This window comes from Marinobacterium aestuarii (assembly GCF_001651805.1).
Lineage (GTDB): Bacteria > Pseudomonadota > Gammaproteobacteria > Pseudomonadales > Balneatricaceae > Marinobacterium_A > Marinobacterium_A aestuarii.
The window spans coordinates 1,537,480-1,557,060 of sequence record NZ_CP015839.1 but is presented as its reverse complement, the minus strand read 5'-3'; the positions used below and the strand labels follow the sequence as shown (position 1 = coordinate 1,557,060).

Annotated in this window: 17 protein-coding genes and 1 tRNA gene; 9 read left to right on the top strand and 9 right to left on the bottom strand. The window is 60.0% G+C overall.

What is annotated here, in order from left to right:
* Window positions 1-30 precede the first annotated feature (30 nt).
* The 5 genes from mmsB to A8C75_RS06925 form a co-directional block, all read right to left on the bottom strand.
* Complete coding sequence (gene mmsB, locus A8C75_RS06945; protein WP_067379894.1) at window positions 31-924, bottom strand: 3-hydroxyisobutyrate dehydrogenase; 894 nt, start codon at window positions 922-924, stop codon at window positions 31-33.
* 110 nt (window positions 925-1,034) lie between these two features.
* Window positions 1,035-2,138 (bottom strand): enoyl-CoA hydratase/isomerase family protein, encoded by a 1,104-nt coding sequence (locus A8C75_RS06940; RefSeq protein WP_067379891.1) that lies wholly within the window; start codon window positions 2,136-2,138, stop codon window positions 1,035-1,037.
* A 10-nt stretch (window positions 2,139-2,148) separates the two neighbouring features.
* Window positions 2,149-2,925: an enoyl-CoA hydratase gene (locus A8C75_RS06935; RefSeq protein WP_067379888.1), complete on the bottom strand. Its 777-nt coding sequence runs from the start codon at window positions 2,923-2,925 to the stop codon at window positions 2,149-2,151.
* 43 nt (window positions 2,926-2,968) lie between these two features.
* Complete coding sequence (locus A8C75_RS06930) at window positions 2,969-4,126, bottom strand: acyl-CoA dehydrogenase family protein (protein WP_067379880.1); 1,158 nt, start codon at window positions 4,124-4,126, stop codon at window positions 2,969-2,971.
* A 64-nt stretch (window positions 4,127-4,190) separates the two neighbouring features.
* Complete coding sequence (locus tag A8C75_RS06925) at window positions 4,191-5,684, bottom strand: CoA-acylating methylmalonate-semialdehyde dehydrogenase (protein WP_067379877.1); 1,494 nt, start codon at window positions 5,682-5,684, stop codon at window positions 4,191-4,193.
* A gap of 188 nt (window positions 5,685-5,872) precedes the next feature.
* Between A8C75_RS06925 and A8C75_RS06920 the strand changes: the two genes are divergently transcribed.
* Window positions 5,873-6,772 (top strand): AraC family transcriptional regulator, encoded by a 900-nt coding sequence (locus A8C75_RS06920; protein ID WP_067379874.1) that lies wholly within the window; start codon window positions 5,873-5,875, stop codon window positions 6,770-6,772.
* 9 nt (window positions 6,773-6,781) lie between these two features.
* Here the strand turns inward: A8C75_RS06920 and A8C75_RS06915 are convergent, their stop codons facing one another.
* On the bottom strand, window positions 6,782-7,168 hold the full coding sequence (locus tag A8C75_RS06915; protein WP_067379871.1) for a VOC family protein: 387 nt from the start codon (window positions 7,166-7,168) through the stop codon (window positions 6,782-6,784).
* A 143-nt stretch (window positions 7,169-7,311) separates the two neighbouring features.
* The gene (locus A8C75_RS06910; protein WP_067379868.1) at window positions 7,312-8,493 is read right to left on the bottom strand and encodes an acetyl-CoA C-acyltransferase; all 1,182 of its coding nucleotides are present in this window, start codon (window positions 8,491-8,493) and stop codon (window positions 7,312-7,314) included.
* 352 nt (window positions 8,494-8,845) lie between these two features.
* Between A8C75_RS06910 and A8C75_RS06905 the strand changes: the two genes are divergently transcribed.
* From A8C75_RS06905 to A8C75_RS06870, 8 genes are all read left to right on the top strand, one after another.
* Complete coding sequence (locus tag A8C75_RS06905; RefSeq protein ID WP_067379865.1) at window positions 8,846-9,265, top strand: MerR family transcriptional regulator; 420 nt, start codon at window positions 8,846-8,848, stop codon at window positions 9,263-9,265.
* Window positions 9,266-9,393: 128 nt separating this feature from the next.
* Window positions 9,394-10,047: a peroxidase-related enzyme gene (locus A8C75_RS06900; protein ID WP_067379862.1), complete on the top strand. Its 654-nt coding sequence runs from the start codon at window positions 9,394-9,396 to the stop codon at window positions 10,045-10,047.
* Window positions 10,048-10,126: 79 nt separating this feature from the next.
* Window positions 10,127-11,818 carry an AMP-binding protein gene (locus tag A8C75_RS06895; protein WP_067379859.1) on the top strand — a complete coding sequence of 564 codons (1,692 nt, stop codon included), beginning with the start codon at window positions 10,127-10,129 and terminating at the stop codon, window positions 11,816-11,818.
* Between the two features lie 2 nt (window positions 11,819-11,820).
* A complete protein-coding gene (locus A8C75_RS06890) occupies window positions 11,821-12,666 on the top strand; it encodes a class I SAM-dependent methyltransferase (protein WP_067379856.1) in 846 nt (281 codons plus the stop codon).
* A 321-nt stretch (window positions 12,667-12,987) separates the two neighbouring features.
* Window positions 12,988-14,127: a substrate-binding domain-containing protein gene (locus A8C75_RS06885; RefSeq protein ID WP_084783835.1), complete on the top strand. Its 1,140-nt coding sequence runs from the start codon at window positions 12,988-12,990 to the stop codon at window positions 14,125-14,127.
* 33 nt (window positions 14,128-14,160) lie between these two features.
* Window positions 14,161-17,289, top strand: a complete 3,129-nt coding sequence (locus A8C75_RS06880) for an EAL domain-containing protein (RefSeq protein WP_067379850.1) — start codon at window positions 14,161-14,163, stop codon at window positions 17,287-17,289.
* A 152-nt stretch (window positions 17,290-17,441) separates the two neighbouring features.
* On the top strand, window positions 17,442-18,020 hold the full coding sequence (locus A8C75_RS06875) for a PA14 domain-containing protein (protein WP_067379847.1): 579 nt from the start codon (window positions 17,442-17,444) through the stop codon (window positions 18,018-18,020).
* 135 nt (window positions 18,021-18,155) lie between these two features.
* Window positions 18,156-18,455, top strand: a complete 300-nt coding sequence (locus A8C75_RS06870; protein ID WP_067379844.1) for a hypothetical protein — start codon at window positions 18,156-18,158, stop codon at window positions 18,453-18,455.
* Between the two features lie 185 nt (window positions 18,456-18,640).
* On the opposite strand, the gene A8C75_RS06865 is transcribed toward A8C75_RS06870, so the two are convergent.
* Together A8C75_RS06865 and A8C75_RS06860 are read right to left on the bottom strand one after the other, a co-directional pair.
* Window positions 18,641-18,717: transfer RNA gene (locus A8C75_RS06865), tRNA-Val, on the bottom strand.
* 166 nt (window positions 18,718-18,883) lie between these two features.
* Entirely contained in the window at window positions 18,884-19,501 is a 618-nt protein-coding gene (locus A8C75_RS06860) for a DJ-1/PfpI family protein (RefSeq protein ID WP_067379842.1), read from the bottom strand.
* Window positions 19,502-19,581 lie beyond the last annotated feature (80 nt).

Below are 19,581 nucleotides of genomic sequence, written 5' to 3'. Positions count from 1 at the left end.
GGGGCGGCCCCCAAAAACAGGGGGAGTGGCTTATTCGCTGTCGCGATAGAGGTTCAGCAGGCTGGAGAAATCCAGCCCGCCGTTACCCTGGGCCTTGTGCAGGCTGAAAAGGGCGCGGGCAGCGGACCCCATGGGGACGGGGGCGGCACTCTGCTGGCTCAGATCCATGGCCAGCCCCAGATCCTTGAACATCAGGTTGGTCTGGAAACCACCCTGATACCCTTTCGAAGCAGGTGCCGTCTCCATCACGCCGGGCCAGGGGTTGTAGACATTCAGCGCCCAGTTACCGCCGGAGCTCTGCTGCATGATCTCGGACAGAACCGCAGGATCCAGGCCATTCTTGACCCCCATGTTGAGCGCTTCGCAGGTGCCGGCCATCAGTATTGCCAGCATCATGTTGTTGCAGGCCTTGGCGATCTGGCCGGCGCCATGATCACCGGCATGGAAGATATTCTTGCCCATCACATCGAGTATCGGCTTGGCGCGCTCGAACTGGGCGGCAGAGGCGCCCACCATAAAGCTCAGGGTGCCGGCCTGGGCCCCACCCACGCCGCCGGACACAGGCGCATCGATAAAGTCGCGGCCACGCTCGGCGGCGATGGCGCAAACCCGTTTAGCAACATCGGCCTCAATGGTGGAGCAGTCGATAATGAGGGCGCTGGGGGCGATAAGCTCGAGCAGCGGCTCGGGCCCGCTGACGTAGAGCCCTTCCACATGACGCCCGGCCGGCAGCATCGATATGACAAACTCGGCATCCTTCACCGCACCCGCCGCGCTCGCTGCCTGAACGCAGCCCTCGGAAACGGCATGGGCCAGGGCCTCGGCGGACAGGTCATACGCCTGCACCCGGTGACCGGCCGCCGCCAGATTGTGGGCCATGGGGCCACCCATATTGCCCAGCCCGATAAATGCGATCGTAGCCATGATAGGTATCCTTCTTGTTATCTGTCTTAATTCAGTAACGGGCCTGGGGTTCAGGCCGACGATTGATCAATGCGCCGCTGTTTTTCAAGCTCTGGGCCAGAGGCTTAAGCTCACAGATCTGCCAGTGGCTGTTCCTGCCCAAGAGGGTTGGCGAAGAGTTCTGCGATAAAGGCCGGATCCACCGCCTCCAGTGATCCGTAGCGCCATTGCGGCTTAGCGTCCTTGTCGATCAGCAGGGCGCGCACGCCCTCGGCAAACTCACCCTGGCGGCAACACTGCAGTGACAGCAGTAATTCCTGCTGGAAGACTTCGCGCAGCGACAGATGCCGGCTGCGCTGCAGCTGTGCGCCAATCAGTTGCAAGGAGAGCGGGCTGCCGTTGCGCACCGCTTTCTGGGCCCGCAGAACCCACTTGTCATCAGACTCCAGCGCCAGCAAGGCCGCCACTATGGCCTCTACACTGTCGTGATCGGTCAGGCTGCGGATCAGGTCGAAATGCTCGCGAATGGGGGCCGGCTGTGTGTCGAAACAGCTGCGGGATTCGCCCTCAAGCTCACGCAGTATGCGGCTGACGGTACCGCCGGCATCGCCATTCCAGGCTTCGCTGGCCAGCCGGCTCAGCAGGCCCTCGCGCAGACCCGCATCGATCGCGCGATCCGCCAGCCCCAGGAAGATGGCATCGCGGGCGTTAATCGGGTTGCCGGTGAGCCCCAGAAACAGTCCGGTGCCGCCCGGCATGCGGTTCAAAAACCAGCTGCCGCCTACATCCGGATAGAGACCAATGCTGACCTCAGGCATGGCCAGGTGCGAGGTCTGGGTCACCACGCGGTGACTGCAGCCATTCATCAAGCCCATGCCGCCGCCCATGACGATGCCGCTGCCCCAGCAGATAATCGGCTTGGGGCTGGTATGAATGGCGTAGTCCAGACGGTATTCACGGCTGAAAAACGCCTGGGGAAAATCCGTATCGGCTTCGCCGGTCATGGCCTTGTACAGGTTGACGATATCACCGCCGGCGCAAAAGGCCTTGTCGCCGCTGCTGTCCAGCAGAATGGCCACCACACGCGCATCGGCCTGCCAGCGGTCCAGCTGCGGCTGAATCAGGTCGATCATCTCCAGCGTCAGGGCATTAAGCGTACGCTCGGAGTTCAGCCGGATCTCGCCGATCAGGTGACCGCTCTGGGTGGGATGTTCAGAAAATAGTACGGCGCTCATGCAGGACTCCTCAGCAGTTTTTCCAGTGCGGTGCGCGCTTCTCGAGAAAGGCATTAACGCCCTCGCGCTGATCTTCGCTGTGGAACAGATCCACGAACAGCTCCCGCTCCAGGATGTAGCCCTGGTCCAGCGGCCGGCTGCGGCCCGACTGAATCAGTGTCTTGCAGGCACTCACCGCCACCGGGCTTTGCTGCGCCACCTGTTCGGCCAGCGCCAGGGCACGCTCAAGCCCCAGCCCGCGGGCAACCACCTCCTCCACCAGACCAATTTTCTCGGCGCGGGCCGCATCGATACGCTCGCCACACAGAATCATGCGCTTGGCCCAGCCCTCGCCCACCAGCAGCGCCAGGTTCTGGGTGCCGCCGGCGCAGGGCAGCAGGCCCACCTTGGCTTCGGGCAGTGCCATCTGTGCCTGCTCCTCGGCGATACGGATATCACAGGCCAGCGCCACTTCGAGCCCGCCCCCCATGGCAAAACCGTTGATGGCGGCGATGGAGACACCGCGGAACCGGCTCAGGGCCTCGAAGGCTTCACCGAAATAACGCGCCATGTCCCGGGCCACGGCACGGTCACCCTCGGCGAACAGCTTCAGGTCGGCGCCGGCGGAGAAAAACTTCTCGCCCTGGCCGGTCAGCACCAGGGCATAGATGTCCCCGTCCTGATTGAGTTCCTCCACCAGCACCTTGAGACCCCTGAGGCTGTCGGCGGTCCAGATATTGGCCGGCGGGTTGTTCATCGTCACCAGGGCTGTATGGCCGCGGCGTTCACACATAAGACTGTCGTTCATCGTCTACTCCCTGTTCGAGGTGCTTCCTGTCACTACTGAAAAATCAAAGCAGGTCGGCGGCGTTTTCGGCCAGAAGCCTGCGCGAAATAATCAGCCGCATGACTTCGTTGGTCCCTTCCAGAATACGGTGCACCCGGCTGTCGCGCAGGTAGCGCTCCAGCGGATACTCCTTGATATAACCATTGCCGCCGTGCAGCTGCAGCGCCTCGTCACAAACCCGGTAGCCGGCATCGGTGGCAAAACGCTTGGCCATGGCGCAGTAAGTCGAGGCATCCACATGCCCCTGATCCAGCTTGCTGGCAGCAAGGCGCACCAGCTGACGCGCCGCGACCAGCTCGGTCGCCATATCGGCGAGCTTGAACTGCAGCGCCTGAAAGTCAGCCAGCCGCTTGCCGAACTGGCGCCGCTCCAGCATGTAGTTGCGCGCGTCATTCAGCGCCTGCTGGGCAGTCCCCAGTGAGCAGGTGGCGATATTGATACGACCACCATCCAGGCCCTTCATGGCCAGCTTGAAGCCCTCGCCTTCCGATGCCAGCAGATTGGCCACCGGCACCTTGACGTCATCAAAGGTAATCGTGCGGGTGGGCTGACTGTTCCAGCCCAGCTTGTCTTCCTTGCGGCCATAACTGACGCCATCGCTGTGGGCATCAATCACCAGAGCCGATATCCCGGCAGCACCAGCGCCACCGGTGCGGGCCATGACCACCAGCACATCGGTACTGCCGGCGCCGGAAATAAAACACTTGCTGCCATTGACCACATAATGATCACCCTCGCGCCGCGCCGTGGTTTTGAGCGAGGCGGCATCGGAGCCCGCGTTGGCTTCGGTCAGGCAGTAGGAGCCAAGCTTCACGCCACTGATCAGATCATCGGCGTAAGCTTCCCGAGCGCCGGCGCTGCCAAAGCTCGCCACCATCCAGGTCACCATGTTGTGAATGGTGAGGTAGGCGGTAGTAGAGGTGCAGCCCATGGCCAGCTGCTCGAAAATAATATGTGAGTCCAGTCGGCTCAGCCCCATGCCACCGTGCTCCTCGGCGGTATAGAGACCACAGAAGCCGAGTTCACCGGCTTTTTTGAGCACATCTACCGGGAAGTGCGCTTTCTCGTCCCACTCGGCGGCATGGGGCGCGAGTTCATTGTCGGCAAAGGCGCGGGCCATATCGGCAAACGCCTGTTGCTCTTCGTTTAATTCAAAATCCATGCATGTGCCTCCGCAAAAGCCCGGGGCCCTGCAGCGCCCCGAGTGTCGTCTGTTACTGCAGCTGTTATTTAAGCTGAATGGTCATGTTGGGACCGCCGGCAATATCGTCTTCGAACCAGCGCGCGGTGACGGTTTTGGTTTCAGTGTAGAAACGCACCGCCTGTTTGCCATAGGCATGCTGATCACCGTAGAAGGACTTTCTCCAGCCGGTGAAGGAGAAGAACGGCAGGGGCACCGGGACCGGCACGTTGATGCCGACCTGGCCAACCTGAATTTCGTGCTGATACTTGCGCGCAGCGGCGCCGGATGCGGTAAACAGGGAGGTACCATTGCCGTAGGGGTTGGCATTGATGAGGCTGATGGCTTCATCCAGCGTGTCCACCTCCATGGCCACCAGCACGGGGCCAAAAATTTCATCGGTGTAGATCGACATCTCGGGGGTCACCTTGGTGAACAGGGTCGGCCCCACCCAGTTGCCATCGGGAGCACCTTCCACCACGCAGTCGCTGCCATCGAGCACACAGTCGGCACCGGCATCCTTGCCTTCCTGGATATAGCGCAAAACACGCTCGCGGGCCTGGGGATTGATCAGCGGGCCGTAGCCGGCCTTGGGATCATTCCAGAGACCCGGGCGCACCTGGGCCAGGGCTTCACGCAGCTCCGGAATCCAGTTGCGCGCCTCACCGACAAACACCGCCACCGAAATGGCCATGCAACGCTGACCGCCGGCCCCCACGGAGGCACCCACCAGGTTGTTGATTACATGCTGCTTTTGCGCATCCGGCATGATGACCATATGGTTCTTGGCGCCGGCAAAGGCCTGCACACGCTTCATGTTGGCGGTACCGGTGCGATAGATGTGCTCGCCCACCGCCACGGAACCGACAAAGGAAATCGCCGGCACATCGGGGTGATGCAACAGCTGGTCGACCTGTTCCTTGCCACCGTGAATGACCTGCAGCAGGCCATCGGGCGCGCCGGCCTCCTGGAACAACTCGGCCAGACGCATCGGCGTCAGCGGATCCTGCTCCGAGGGCTTGAGTACGAAGGTGTTGCCGCAGGCAATGGCCATGGGGAACATCCACAGTGGAATCATGGCCGGAAAGTTGAACGGCGTGATGCCGGCGCAGACACCCAGCGGCTGGGTATAGCTGTAGCAGTCGATCTTGCGCGCTACGTTTTCAACGGTTTCGCCCATGGAGAGAGACGCGATGTTGCAGGCGTGCTCCACCACTTCGATACCGCGCCAGACGTCGCCCTTGGCATCGTCGAAGGTCTTGCCGGTTTCCTTGGCCAGAATGGTAGCGATTTCATCGTGGTGCTGCTTGAGCAGGTCCTGGTAGCGCAGCATCAGACGGGCGCGCTCGGACACCGGGGTTTCCTTCCAGGTTTCAAACGCCTTTTTGGCTGTAGCCACAGCCAGGTCCACTTCCTCCACCGTGGCACAGGGCACCTGGGCGATGACTTCCTGGGTGGCAGGGTCCGTCACTGGAATCCACTGCTGGGTTTCGCTGCGGAGCATTTCACCGCCAATCAGAAGAGGAACGTGCTGAGTCATTACTATCACCTGCTTATGGTTACTGTTATCGGGTGTTGCTATTGGGTGCAGGCATGGCCACCGAGGCCGGCACTGCGCAATGGGTTATTTGTACCATGGGCACCCCCGTAGACAGATTGATAATCTTGCGCACTTGATGGACTATATTGCGATCAAATACATAGATACCCCAGGTTGGTAATGCCGCCATGAGTACCCCATCGAACTGGCCACTGACCAGCGACAGCATTCGTTTTGTTATTCCCAGGCGCATAGTGGCGTCGCTGGCAAGCCACCCACTGAGCCAGCAGCTCTACCCGCTGGGTATCGGCTATTATCAGCACGCCCGTGGACACCAGATGCAGCGTTCCACTCACGACGACAATCTGCTGATCTACTGCCTGGAAGGGCGCGGACGGCTGACCCTGAAGGATCGCACACGCACCGTAAAACCCGGAGATCTGCTGATCCTGCCCCGAGGCCTCAGTCACAGCTACGAAACCCGCAACCAGAACCCCTGGAGCATTCTTTGGGTGCATTTCGAAGGCGAGCTGGCCGCAGAATTCATCCGTCAACTCGAGCTTGATGACGGCTCCGCGCTCTTGCCACTGGGGATTCATTCTCGCCTGGTGGCTGACTTTGAGGCCCTGCTCGATGCCCGTCAGGCCAGCCATAGCCTTGCGTCCTTCATTCACTGCGCCAATCAACTGCGCCAACTTCTGACACATATTGCGCTTCTCAAGCCCATGGCCATCCGGCCGGCCAGCGACAACATGGATCTGGAAATCATTCACAGCCTGATGCAGGCGCGGTTGCACGAGCAGCTCGATATCGACACCCTCGCAGCAGCGGTGAGCCTGTCGAAGTTTCATTTCATCAAGAAATACAAGGCGCTGACCGGCACCACACCGATCAGCCACTTTATTCATTTGAAGATTGAACGGGCCTGCCATCTGCTGGATGTCACCAGCAAGGGCGTAAACGAGGTTGCCTGGGCATTGGGGTATGAAGATGCGTACTACTTTTCCCGCATCTTCAAAAAATCCATGGGCATGTCACCCAGCCAGTACCGTCGCATCCGCTTTGGTGACTTCAGTTACAAGAGCTGAAGCCCGCGCTCAGGCCGGCGGTTGCACCAGATTGTAGGGATTGCCGTAAAGATCCAGCACTATAGCCGACACGCCCCAGGGCACTTCACTGGGCTCCTCCGCCACCCGAACACCACGGGCCCGCAACAGCTCGCAGTCGGCGCGACAGTCATCGCTGGCCAGCACGCAGAAACCATTGGCACCGATACGGGCCTGATCGCCCTCCTGCATCGGCGGCATCAGCACCAGCTGCGGCCAGCCGCCTTGCATTGGCGCAACGGTGAGCCAGCGAAACCCGGGCATGAAGTCACTGTTGTCATCACAGACCACAAAGCCGAACTTGTCGCGATACCAGTCCAGCGCCTCGTCCTGATCACGCACAAAGACCGACAGATGCGTTACGCTCTTAATCGTCATAAAGCCTCCCACCCCATGTATGGACGCCGCCTCTCAATGCAGGCGTTATTTCTCAATACCGTTATTTCTCAATACCGTTATTTCTCAATACAAAGGGTAGGCAACTTCCGCGGGGCCTGCCCCGGCTCGGGGCAACTCAGCATTCAGATCAGTTCGATCGCCACCGCCGTGGCTTCGCCGCCACCAATACAGAGGGACGCAACACCTTTCTTCAGGCCGCGCTGCTTCAGCGCGTGCAGCAAGGTGACCAGGATACGCGAGCCGCTCGAACCAATAGGATGACCCAGGGCGCAGGCACCGCCGTGAACATTGACCCGGGCAGGATCCAGGCCCAGTTCGCGCACCGCCAGCATGGTGACGACGGCAAAGGCCTCATTGACCTCGAACAGGTCCACTTCATCGGCTGTCCAGCCCGCCTTTTGCAATACCTTCTCGATAGCCCCGATGGGCGCAATGGTGAACTCTTCCGGCAACTGGGCGTGGGTCGAATGGGCCACAATACGCGCCATGGGCTTAAGACCGCGCTGCTGCGCTTCGGACGCCGCCATCAGCACCAGCGCTGAAGCGCCGTCGGAAATTGAACTCGAGTTGGCCGCCGTGACCGAGCCATCTTTCGCGAAGGCCGGTTTCAGGCCACGGATTTTGTCGGGCCGGGCATTGCCGGGCTGCTCGTCGGTATCAACCTGGATATCTGCGCCACGTGCTGCCACAGTAACGGCGGCAATCTCCTCTTTGAAAGCGCCGGATTCAATGGCCGCCAGCGCCTTTTCCAGCGAACCAATCGCAAAGTCATCCATGGTTTCACGGCTGACATCAAAACGATCCGCCGCCTGCTGGGCAAAGGCGCCCATGAGCCCACCCTTGTAAGCATCCTCAAGACCGTCGCAGAACATGTGATCGATCACCTGACCATGCCCCATGCGCATGCCCTGGCGTGCCTTGGGCAACAGGTACGGCGCCTGACTCATGTTTTCCATGCCGCCCGCCACCATGGTCACGGCAGAGCCCGCCAGTATCTGGTCATGGGCCTGCATCACGGCCTTCATGCCCGAACCACACATCTTGTTGACCGTGGTGCAGCCGGTGGCGACCGGAATGCCGGCGGCCAGGGAGGCTTGGCGTGCCGGCGCCTGGCCCAGGCCCGCCGGCAGCACGCAGCCCATAAGTACTTCGTCGATATCCTCAGGCGCGAGGCCCGCACGGGCCACCGCCGCCGCGATGGCGGTGCCACCGAGCTTGGGTGCCGACACCGTCGACAGCGCGCCCATCATGCCCCCCATAGGGGTGCGGGCTGCACCCAGAATAACCACTGATTCCCGCTTCATAGATACCTCACAGTTTACGTAAACGTCAATTTAAACAAGTGCCGAGGGTTGCCAAATAGTGACTGCAACCCCCGGACCCGCCTCCGCTGCTTGAGCTTCAGGCGTGATGGATAGCCGTACTGTCCCGCGTTTCTAGCCTCCGGGTCAATGTCGGAAACACAAAAATAAGGGCTAACACCTACTACTTTAGTAGCATAAAGCTTTAACATCTTCGTCGATACGACTGCCACTTCCCTTTAATTTCAGTCAGTTACCATTAGTGTACAGACTGCGCTAAGCTTTGATGCAGCGCGAAGGATGTTTACGTTCACGTAAACTTGATTTACTCTCGGACCCAACTCAAGAGTCATACATGAACACACAGACCCGTTATTCCATCAGTGATCTTGCCAGGGAGTTCGACATCACGACCCGCAGTATCCGCTTCTATGAAGACCAGGGACTGCTGTCACCGGAACGTCGCGGCCAGACCCGTATTTACAGTCGCCAGGACCGGGTACGGCTGAAACTGATTCTGCGCGGCAAGCGCCTGGGATTTTCGCTCACCGAGTGCGGCGAGCTGTTCGAACTCTGGGATCACAGCAACAGCGGCAGCGAATTGCAGCTGCGCCTGATGCTGACGCGCATTGCGGAGAAGCGACAGGCGCTGGAGCAGCAACTGCGCGACATCGCCATGATGCAGCAGGAGCTCGACGGTGCCGAAGTACGCTGCAACGAAGCACTGAATGCCCTGGCACCTGCAGGCACTGCCGCCACGCCGGCGCAGGAATAAAGCGCCGCTCCCCGTTCTCCAGACGGCGAACAACAGATGGCGGGCGGCACGCACATTAACCATGCCGGCATTCACAGCGCCGGCTCCAACAATGCCGGTGCTTATGCCTGGCCGGGAAGGACGCCTCCATGCCGCAGCACAAGTCAAACAGTCAGGCACAACAACAGACACAAAAGCAGGGCCCGGTAACCGCGCTGAATCTGCCCATACCGGCGCTCAAAGACCTGCCGGAGCCTGTCGCACAGTACTTTTCCAAGTGTCAGGAAAAGCTCGGCCTGGTGCCCAATGTCCTCAGCGCCTACAGCCACAATCTCGAACAACTCGACGCCTTCACCCGCCTCTACAATGAACTGATGTTTGGCGACAGCGGCCTGAGCACGCTGGAGCGGGAAATGATCGCCGTGGTGGTCTCGGCCCACAACCGCTGCTTTTACTGCCTCAGCGCCCACGGTGCCGCCGTGCGACAGTACTCCGGCAATCCGCTGCTGGGCGAACAGCTGGTGATGAACTACCGGGTGGCCGACATTTCACCGCGCCAGCGAGCCATGCTGGATTTTGCCCAGCGTCTGACCGCACAGCCAGAAACCATTGAAGAGACGCATCGCCAGCTGCTGCGCGAGCAGGGTTTTAGCGATAGCGAGATCTGGGATATTGCCAGCCTCACGGGCTTCTACAATATGACCAACCGCCTTGCCGGTGCCGTCGAGATGCAGCCCAACCCCGAATACCACGCCAGCTTTCGTACCGGCACCGCGCCTGCTGGTGAACCGTCCCCGACCTGAATCCCGGCCCGGACACTCCCGCGGTCCGGACCACAACATTTCGACTGATTGAGCCATAACAACAAGAGGTTCAGATTTCATGAACAACGCGCTTCCCAGCTATACCAGCGGCACCTCGGATCAACCCCTGATCGGCATGACCATCGGCGACAAGTTTGACCAGACCGTGGCCACCTACCCGGACAACGACGCCCTGATCGTGCGCCACCAGGCCATACGCTGGAGCTATCGCGAACTGCAGCAACAGGTCAACCTGTGCGCCCGCGCCCTGCTGGCCATCGGCATCAGCAAGGGTGATCGGGTGGCGATCTGGTCACCCAATAATGCCCAGTGGACCACGTTGCAGTTCGCCACGGCCAAGATCGGCGCCATCCTGGTAAACATCAATCCGGCCTACCGCCTGCATGAGCTGGACTACGCGCTGAATCACTCCACCCCGCGCCTGCTGGTGATTGCCGAGAACTTCAAGAGCTCGGACTACACCCAGATGCTGTATGAGCTGGCGCCAGAACTGAAAGACTGCGCCGCCGGCAAACTGAAGGCCGCCCGGGTGCCGCAGCTGGAGATGGTGGTGAATCTGGCCCAGCAGCCCCATGCCGGCATGTGGAGCTGGGGCGATCTGATCGCCAACGCTACTGGCATCGACGAGGCTACCCTGGCCCAGGCTCAGGCCGGGCTGCAGTTCGATGATGCGATCAATATCCAGTACACCTCGGGCACCACCGGTTTCCCCAAGGGCGCCACCCTGTCGCACCACAATATTCTCAACAACGGCTTCTCCGTTGCCCGCAGCATGGGCTTTACCGACCAGGACCGGCTGGTCATTCCAGTGCCGCTGTACCACTGCTTTGGCATGGTGATGGGCAATCTGGGCTGCATCACCCACGGCGCCACCATGATTTACCCGGGTGAGGGCTTCGACCCCAAAACCGTGCTCGACACCGTGGCCGAAGAGCGCGCCACCGCCCTCTACGGCGTCCCCACCATGTTTATCGCCGAACTGGAACACCCCGACTTTGCCGGCTACGATCTCAGCTCGCTGCGCACCGGCATCATGGCAGGCTCCATCTGCCCGGCCGAAGTCATGAAAGCCGTGAACTCCAAGATGCACATGCAAGAGGTGCAGATCGCCTACGGCATGACCGAAACCAGCCCGGTGTCGACCCAGACCGCCGCCAATGACCCCTTCGACAAGCGCGTCACCACCGTTGGGCGCACCCAGCCACACCTGGAATCCAAGATCGTGGATCCTGCCACCGGCCAGATAGTGCCACGCGGCACCATCGGCGAACTCTGCACCCGCGGCTACAGCGTCATGCTGAAGTACTGGAATAATGAGGAAGCCACCCAAAGCGCCATTGATGCCAACGGCTGGATGCACACCGAGGACCTCGCCACCATGGATGACGAGGGTTATATCCAGATCGTGGGCCGTATAAAAGATATGGTGATTCGCGGCGGCGAAAACGTCTATCCCAAGGAAGTGGAAGAGTTTCTCTATACTCACCCGGCCATTTCCGATGTGCAGGTCACAGGTGTGCCGGACAAGAAATTCGGCGAAGAGCTGATCGCCTGGGTCAAGCTGCAGCCGAACGCCCCCGCCGTCAACGCGGACGAACTGCGCGCCTTCTGCAAGGGCCAGATTACGCACTTCAAGATCCCGCGCTACTTCAAGTTTGTCGATGAATTCCCCATGACGGTGACCGGCAAAATTCAGAAGTTCAAGATGCGCGAAATCTCCATCGACGAACTGGGGCTGGACCAGGACTGACAATGTCCATCGACCACCACTACGGCAATAACCTGCAACAGCAGCAGGCGCTGCTGAGCGAACTGCGCAGTGCCTGCCCCAATGGGGCTGATGCCTGGCAGCTCGCGCCCATTGATCAGCTACATACCGGCGGTCTGCAGGCCTCCTTGCACCTGCGCGATACATTGGCGGCCTGTCTGGCGTCACAGCCGGCGCCGCGCATTCTGGATGCAGGCTCAGGCGCCGGCGGCCTGCTGCGTCTGCTGGCACAGCTGCCAGGCGCGGATGTCACCGGGCTGGACCTGTGCCACAACCTCAACCGGCTGAGCCTGGCACTGTGCCAGCTGTACCAGCCACCCTGTTACCTGATGCAGGTCTCGGGCGATGCCCACTGCATGCCCTTTGCCAGCGATCATTTCGATGCCATAGTACTGCAGCACAGCCTGCTGAACATGCCCAATCCCGACCAGGCACTGGATGAATGCCTGCGTGTGCTCAGGCCTGGCGGCCACCTGGTGCTGCACGAACTGATTCAGGGGCCCGCCCCCGCGCAGATGCAGTTTCCGGTCCCCTGGGCACGCGAACCTGAGCAATCCCACCTGCACAGCGCTGGCACCCTGAGCGCACGGCTGCAGGCCCGCGGCTTTCAGATTCGCACCACCACCGACCTGACAGCATCCACCCTGGCCTGGCGCCAGCGTCAGGACAACCGCCCCCAGGCCCAGACGTTCAGACTCACACCCGCACTGATTCTGGGGCCAGACTTCCCCCTGATGTTTGCCAACCTGCTGCACAACCTTCGCCATGGCGCCGTCGGCGTGATGCAATACCTGGCATCCAAGCCTGCGTCAGATCCGCGTTTGCGATAACAGGCCCCTGCGCCCTCTCGCACCTCTCACCGATCTCAGGCCTCTCGCGCCAGCGGCACCTTTTGCGTCCAACCGGCCCCCTGGGTGCAAACAAACGCAGGATAATTAGGAAACCTTCGTTTAAGATGATGTTCGGAACAGCCTGTTGTAGCCCGCGATTGGCGCCAAAACACTGTGGCGCCTGGAGTACGGGGAATATATGGGTCGCTGCCGCCAGGCATGCACTTGCATCAGGCGCGAGGCCTGACCTACAGTGGACGTTGTGGACCCTGTCAGCCGTGCTACGACTGTGGGCTCATCTGATGGAATAGGTGTATCAACATGCTTTTAGCCAGGATAGCGCGTCTTTTGCCACCAGGCCCGATTGCGGGATACGGTCTGGCATTGCTTGTGTTGCTGCTTTTGCCGCTACAGGCCTTTAGCAATGAAGACTACACCCCGCTGGATGACTATCTGCAGCAACACCCCGAGCAGACTGAACGCATGGCAAAGTTTGCCAGCATCGTCAGCAGCCCTGCCGTTGCACTGACCGCGCCACAAAGTCGTCCCGTGCGCATCGCCATTATTTACCCAGCCTTTCAGACATCAGATTACTGGCGCCTGAGTATCCTTGCATTCGAGGCACGCCTGAAGGAATTGAACATCAGCTACGAGCTGCAGACGCATCTTTCAGGGCTCAGCGACGACCCCGCGGCGCTGGCGACCCAGCTGCAGCAGTCCCTGGACTGGCAACCTGACTATCTGGTCTTTACCCTGGGTGCGCTGATTCATCGCCAGCTGATCGAAAAAATTCTGGCACAGAAGACACCCAGGCTGATCCTGCAGAATGTCACCACACCGCTGCAGAACTGGTCCTCCCACACACCCTTCCTTTATGTCGGCTTTGACCATCAGGCCGGCACCCGATTGCTGGCGCAGGCCATGCTGGCCGACACCAGCACCCCGAAGCAGTACGCCATGCTGTACTCATCCCACGGTTACATCAGCCGCCTGCGCGGGGACACCTTCATCCGCCTGGGCAACGACAACCCCGTTACCCGCCAACTCGGCAGCTACTACACAGACAACGACAGCAATCTGGCGCGGGATGCAACGCTACAGGAACTGGACCGCCACCCGGACCTGAACATGCTGTTTGCCTGCACCACCGATACCGCCCTGGGTGCCATCGAAGCGCTGCGCATGCGTGGCAAGCTGGATCAGGTAACGGTGAATGGCTGGGGCGGCGGCAAGGCAGAGCTTGAAGCACTGCGCCGCGGCGAACTGGATCTTACCGTCATGCGCATGAACGACGACAACGGCGTCGCCATGGCGGAAGCCATCAAGGCCGAACTGGAACAGCGCTCCGACCAGGTGCCGCAGGTTTTTTCCGGCGAAATGGTTCTGGTTACGCGGGATACACCGCCAGATGAACTGAAGGTACTTACAGACAAGGCTTTTCGTTATAGTGCGGCGCAATGATACTGAAACTGAACTCAAGCAGGGAGGCGGCACTTGCGTAAGCTGAGCTTTACCAACACCGTTCTTGCCATTGTTATTGCCGCGACGCTCGCACTGTCGCTGCTGATACTGATACCCGCCTACCAGAGCTCGGAGCAGGTACTCGAGCAGGAGCAGTCGCTGTCACATCGCCGTCACGCGGCGCTGATCAATCAGCTATTCGAAAGCCATCTGCGGGGCATTTCACGCTCGTCCGCCACCCTGGCCCAAAGCCCTCAACTTATCCAGCAAACCAGCAGCGGCAACCTCGCGGGTATCAAGACGCTGCTGCAAAAAACCATTAACAGCCGCGGCGGCGAGCATATTCAGGCCTTTGCCGTCCAGCTCAAGGATGGCCCCCTCACTCTGGTGCCCGGTGCTGCGCTCTTCAATGTATACCTGCCACTGGCAGAGCTCGCATCGCGCCGCATTGTGCCCGATACCTGGGCCACCCTGACGACCCGGCAAAAGCAGCAGGACTACCAGCTACTGCGTCTGAGCATGCCGATTATTGCCGCGCCCTTTGGTGAAGTTGTGGGCTACCTGCACTCCTTCGTCATTCTCAATGACAATTTCTGGATACTCAACCAGATCCAGTCGCTGTCCGAAGCCCGCGCCATTGCACTCTATACCGACAACCGACGCATCGGCGCCCTGGCCGAGACACCGGACCAGCTGCAGCTGCTGGATGCCAGCAACCCTGCCACCGAAACCGGCACGCACGCTGATACCGATACGGATGCCGACGCCAACCAGACCCGCATCGCCGATGACAGCATTGTGCAACGGCACAGCCTGTTTATTGAGCCGGATAACCGCTTCGAAGTACGCCTGCTGCTGCCTGATTACGCCGGCATCCTTATGCGCCAGGCGTTTGCCGGCACTATCGGCTACAGCCTGCTCGGCGCCCTGCTGATCGGCGCACTACTGATCCTGGTGCTCTGCCGACTGGCGCAACGGCCGATACGTCTGCTCAGCCGCTACATCGATTCGGTCTCCGGGAAAGACCCTGCATTCACGGCACCCTCGCCTGAACTGAAGCCGCTGGCCAAGGCCGTACAGACCATGCTGCAGCGCGTGCAAGAAAATGAACAGCGGGTCAACGCCCTCCTGTCCCATACGCCCAGCCTCATCTTTCTAAAAGACAGCAATCTGCGCTATCGCCTGATCAACCCGGCCTGTGCCCGCACTATCGGCCTGAGCGCGGATCAGATCATAGGCCTGCGCGATAAAGACCTGTACCCCGATGCCCTGGCTCGGCAACTCGGCCAGGCCGACCAGCAGGTTCTGACTCAGCGCAGCCAAGTGCACATCGAATACAGCGCAGAGACCGCGGACCGCGGACCGCGTGACTTTGTCGGCACCCTGTTCCCGATTCTGAACAGCGAGGATGAAGTCGAGGGCATTGGCGGCGTCATGCAAGATGCTACCGAATACAGGCTCGAAACCGATCACCTGAAACTGACCGACCAGGCACTCAACAGCACCCTTGAGGCCATCCTGGTACTCGATAGGCGCGGCAATATCATCACCGCCAATGCGGCCTACCAGCGCATCAGCGGCTTTAGCCAACGGCAAGACCGCGGTCAGCCTTTCAGCCCTCTGGCGCAACAGCCAGAATTGCTCGAGCAGCTGGAACACGCAGGCCAGCTGCAAAGCGAAGCCATGCTGCTGCAGGCTAACGGCGATGCAATGCCGATCTGGCTGTCTGTTTCACGCCTGCAAGGCGATGCCCCAAACAGCCACCAGGAAGAGCGCTACGTCGCTGTCCTCGCCGATATCAACCGGGCTCAGAGCGCCGAACAACAGCTTGAGATTGCCTCGCGCTACGACAGCCTCACCGGTCTGCCGAACCGTCAGCAGTTCTGTGCACAACTGGATCAGATACTGCACAAGGCCGAGAAAAACGGAGATACCGTGGCGGTACTCTTCGTCGATATCGATGATTTCAAGAGCATTAACGAAAGCCTGGGCCATGCCGTGGGTGACCAGCTGCTGCGCGAAACGGCCAAGCGCATCGAAGCATGCCTGGCATCGAGCGAAACCCTGGCGCGCCTGGGCAGCGACGAGTTCAGCATTATTCTGGACAATATTCCCGATGCCAGCAGCAGCCATACCATAGCACGCTCGATTCAGCAGGCCTTTCAGCAGCCGTTTTCCCTCGCAGACTCAGAGACCGTGGTGACCTGCAGCATCGGCATTGCGCTGTTCCCCGATGATGCCAGGGACGCCCAGACGCTGCTGGCCAAGGCCGATACCACGGCGCACCACGTCAAGCAGCAGGGCCACAACGCCATCCACTTTTTCGACAATGGTGTGAACCAGCAGGCGCAACAGCACCAGCAACTGAACGACGGCCTAAGACGCGCCCAGTCCAACGGTGAGCTCTTTGTGCAATATCAGCCGCGCTTTGATATCGACGGTCAACGCATCCTCGGCGCCGAAGCACTGCTGCGCTGGCTGCACCCTGAACAGGGTCTGATCCCCCCGCTGACCTTTATCTCCCTCGCCGAAGAGTCGGGCATGATACTCAAACTGGGCCCCTGGGCACTGCAGCAGGCCTGCACCGACGCCATGGAATGGAACCGCAACAGCCCATACCCAATCCCGGTCTCGGTCAACCTGTCGCCGCGCCAGCTACGTGACCCGGAACTGATCCCCGACATCTGCGATGCCCTTAGAGTCAGCGGTCTGGCGCCCGAGTTGCTGGAGCTGGAAATCACCGAGAGTGTCGTTATCGACGACATCAACCGCATTCTCGGCACCCTCTATGAACTGCGTGACATGGGCATTTCGCTGTCCATCGACGACTTCGGCACCGGCTACTCCTCCCTGGCATACCTGAAGAAACTGCCGGTCAATACCGTCAAGATCGACCGCTCCTTTGTAATCGACATCCCTGGCAATACCGATGACGAAAGCCTGATCGAAGCCATTATCACCATGGCCCACAGCCTGCGCTTCAAGGTCGTAGCTGAAGGCGTCGAGACCAGGGCACAGCAGGCGATTCTCAAGAAGCTGGGCTGTGACGAGCTGCAGGGTTTCCTGCTGGCACGCCCCGGCAGCTGCGAAGAACTGATAGAGCTTGCCAGGAACTCCCATAGCGATAGCGACGCCCTGTCGGAGATTCTGCTGCGACACTAAAGCGCCATCCTTAAGTTTCCCCTGTTGCCAAAGCAGGGCCATTGCCTTGGCCCTGCCCTTTGGGCAGAATGAATCAAATCTGCCACCGCCACCGTTCGATTTTGCAGCGGGCCCGCGGCCATGCCACAGGCAGGAAACCCAAGGGAGTGTCCATGCGCAAACTGATCCCCACCCGGCCCCTGGCGTGTCTGCTGAGCAGTGCAGCCCTGCTCTTTGCCGCACCTGCCCAGGCCCAGACACCCGTTGCCGCCGACAACCTGCAGCCCGGACTCGAGGTCTGCTATATAGACGGATTGATTCGCCATATTGATGAGATGGTACGGCTCGAAGCGACCAAACCCTGCGAGCCCGGCCCCAACCTTCGGCTGCTTAACTCCAGTGTCGGCGGCGGTACGGTGCTGACCAGCAACCTGAACGACGGCGTCATGGCACGGATCACAGGTTTAATTCACCTCGACACCGCGGGCACCTACCTGTTTACGTTTGAATCCAACGACGGTGTACGGCTGGAAATTGACGGACAGATGATCCTGGAAGACCCGGACGTACACTCAGACCGCTACGCCGAATACGGCCGCATGGACGTCACCGAACCCGGCTGGTACCCGCTCACCGTGCGCTACTTCGAACGTAAAAGTACCTCCACACTGCGTTTCTTCTGGCAGCCGCCAGGGACTGAAGGTACCATGCCCAAAGTGCCGGCCGCAGCCCTCGCACACAAGGGCGCCTGACCCGCTCAGATTCAACAGCACCACCTTGACTTGCCACCGGCCAGGCAGGTAAAGAGGCAGATGCAGTAAAGCAGACGACCACTCTAGTCATCAGGCCCCGTACGGATATGGGGCTTTACATAGGGATATGTAACCATGCGTACTTCCGTCCTCCTGCGCACCACCGCGGGCCAGCTGCGAAACATGCTACTCGCCAACGCCACCGCCAGACCCAACAACCGGGTACTGGAGGACATCCAGAACACGGCCAAAGACCTTAAAATCCTGTGCCCCTACTCCGCCGACAAGGCTCAGCGCATCAGCCAGTGCGCGCTGGCGTTTTACAGCGAAGCCCAGGACAACAGCAACGACAAAGCCGCGCAACACCTGCGCATGCTCGAACTCACCGCCCAGATAGAAGGCGCCGCCAGGGTGCACCAGCACAAGGGTAATTAGCCGTCTGTCGGGCTTAACACCAATCTACTCGCCTCGGGTATCACATCCATGCAGCCGAGTGGAAAGGCCGACAGCCAGCACCCGGCATTGTGATTTGTGATCACAGAAGAATTGAAAAGCAGCCATGCAGAAACAAAAACAGCCACTCGGCTTGACCCGTTAGTGGCTGTTTTTGGTACACAATTTGGTAGGACTAAGCGGACTCGAACCGCTGACCCCCACCATGTCAAGGTGGTGCTCTAACCAACTGAGCTATAGTCCTGAAGAGATGGTGCGTATTATAGTGACGCCGACTTTGAACGCAAGCCTTTTTTGCGATTTATTCCCGATTGCTTTCAGCAACTTAGCTTGCAGCTTGGAAGCTTCATTTTGGCCAACCAGACGGGACTGAAAGCCGCTTCAGAGCGGCTTGGCCATGGCTTTAGCGTTCAAACAGTGACAGCCGTCTCGCCCAGATAGGGGCTGATATTTTGCATCGCCCGCGACACATACTCCTCTTTCTCTCCCACAGGTGCCACGTAATGCAGGGCGGACTGCGCCGCGTCCATGCCCTCCAGACGAGCAATGACCCAGGCGGCAAGGTATTGAGATGCAAGACAGCCGCCGGCCGTGGCGACATTGCCTTTGGCAAAAAAGGCCTGGTTGAGCACCTCTATGCCGGCATCCTGCACCCAGGGCTTTGTCGTCAGGTCCGTACAGGCTGGAATACTCCTGAGTAACCCAAGCCTTGCCAGCAGCAACGTGCCGGAACATTGCGCCCCCAGCAACTGACGGGAGGGATCAAGCTGCAACTGGCTCATTATCGACGCATCCGCCACTATCTGCCGCGTGCGCATGCCGCTGCCAATAATGACCGCATCAGCCGTGCTTGCCTCGGCAAGCGATACCTGACTTTCGAGCACCACCCCGTTCATCGACCGCACGCGCGCAGCAGGGCTGGCAATGGTCACGCGCCAGCCTGGCTTAGCTACGCGATTCAGGATGCCGAGCGCGATCAGGGAGTCGAGCTCGTTGAAGCCATCAAAGGTGAGAATGGAAATATGCATACTGTCGGAGTCCTGTTTAACCACGCTTGCGAGGCCCGACTCTATGCTCCAAAATCAGGACAATCAAATTATTGTCATGG

What these genes read in the sequence shown, in the direction of transcription:
- mmsB (WP_067379894.1), bottom strand. Translation starts at nt 924, where the DNA reads ATGGCTACGATCGCATTTATCGGGCTGGGCAATATGGGTGGCCCCATG.
- A8C75_RS06940 (WP_067379891.1), bottom strand. Translation starts at nt 2,138, where the DNA reads ATGAGCGCCGTACTATTTTCTGAACATCCCACCCAGAGCGGTCACCTG.
- A8C75_RS06935 (WP_067379888.1), bottom strand. Translation starts at nt 2,925, where the DNA reads ATGAACGACAGTCTTATGTGTGAACGCCGCGGCCATACAGCCCTGGTG.
- A8C75_RS06930 (WP_067379880.1), bottom strand. Translation starts at nt 4,126, where the DNA reads ATGGATTTTGAATTAAACGAAGAGCAACAGGCGTTTGCCGATATGGCC.
- A8C75_RS06925 (WP_067379877.1), bottom strand. Translation starts at nt 5,684, where the DNA reads ATGACTCAGCACGTTCCTCTTCTGATTGGCGGTGAAATGCTCCGCAGC.
- A8C75_RS06920 (WP_067379874.1), top strand. Translation starts at nt 5,873, where the DNA reads ATGAGTACCCCATCGAACTGGCCACTGACCAGCGACAGCATTCGTTTT.
- A8C75_RS06915 (WP_067379871.1), bottom strand. Translation starts at nt 7,168, where the DNA reads ATGACGATTAAGAGCGTAACGCATCTGTCGGTCTTTGTGCGTGATCAG.
- A8C75_RS06910 (WP_067379868.1), bottom strand. Translation starts at nt 8,493, where the DNA reads ATGAAGCGGGAATCAGTGGTTATTCTGGGTGCAGCCCGCACCCCTATG.
- A8C75_RS06905 (WP_067379865.1), top strand. Translation starts at nt 8,846, where the DNA reads ATGAACACACAGACCCGTTATTCCATCAGTGATCTTGCCAGGGAGTTC.
- A8C75_RS06900 (WP_067379862.1), top strand. Translation starts at nt 9,394, where the DNA reads ATGCCGCAGCACAAGTCAAACAGTCAGGCACAACAACAGACACAAAAG.
- A8C75_RS06895 (WP_067379859.1), top strand. Translation starts at nt 10,127, where the DNA reads ATGAACAACGCGCTTCCCAGCTATACCAGCGGCACCTCGGATCAACCC.
- A8C75_RS06890 (WP_067379856.1), top strand. Translation starts at nt 11,821, where the DNA reads ATGTCCATCGACCACCACTACGGCAATAACCTGCAACAGCAGCAGGCG.
- A8C75_RS06885 (WP_084783835.1), top strand. Translation starts at nt 12,988, where the DNA reads ATGCTTTTAGCCAGGATAGCGCGTCTTTTGCCACCAGGCCCGATTGCG.
- A8C75_RS06875 (WP_067379847.1), top strand. Translation starts at nt 17,442, where the DNA reads ATGCGCAAACTGATCCCCACCCGGCCCCTGGCGTGTCTGCTGAGCAGT.
- A8C75_RS06870 (WP_067379844.1), top strand. Translation starts at nt 18,156, where the DNA reads ATGCGTACTTCCGTCCTCCTGCGCACCACCGCGGGCCAGCTGCGAAAC.
- A8C75_RS06860 (WP_067379842.1), bottom strand. Translation starts at nt 19,501, where the DNA reads ATGCATATTTCCATTCTCACCTTTGATGGCTTCAACGAGCTCGACTCC.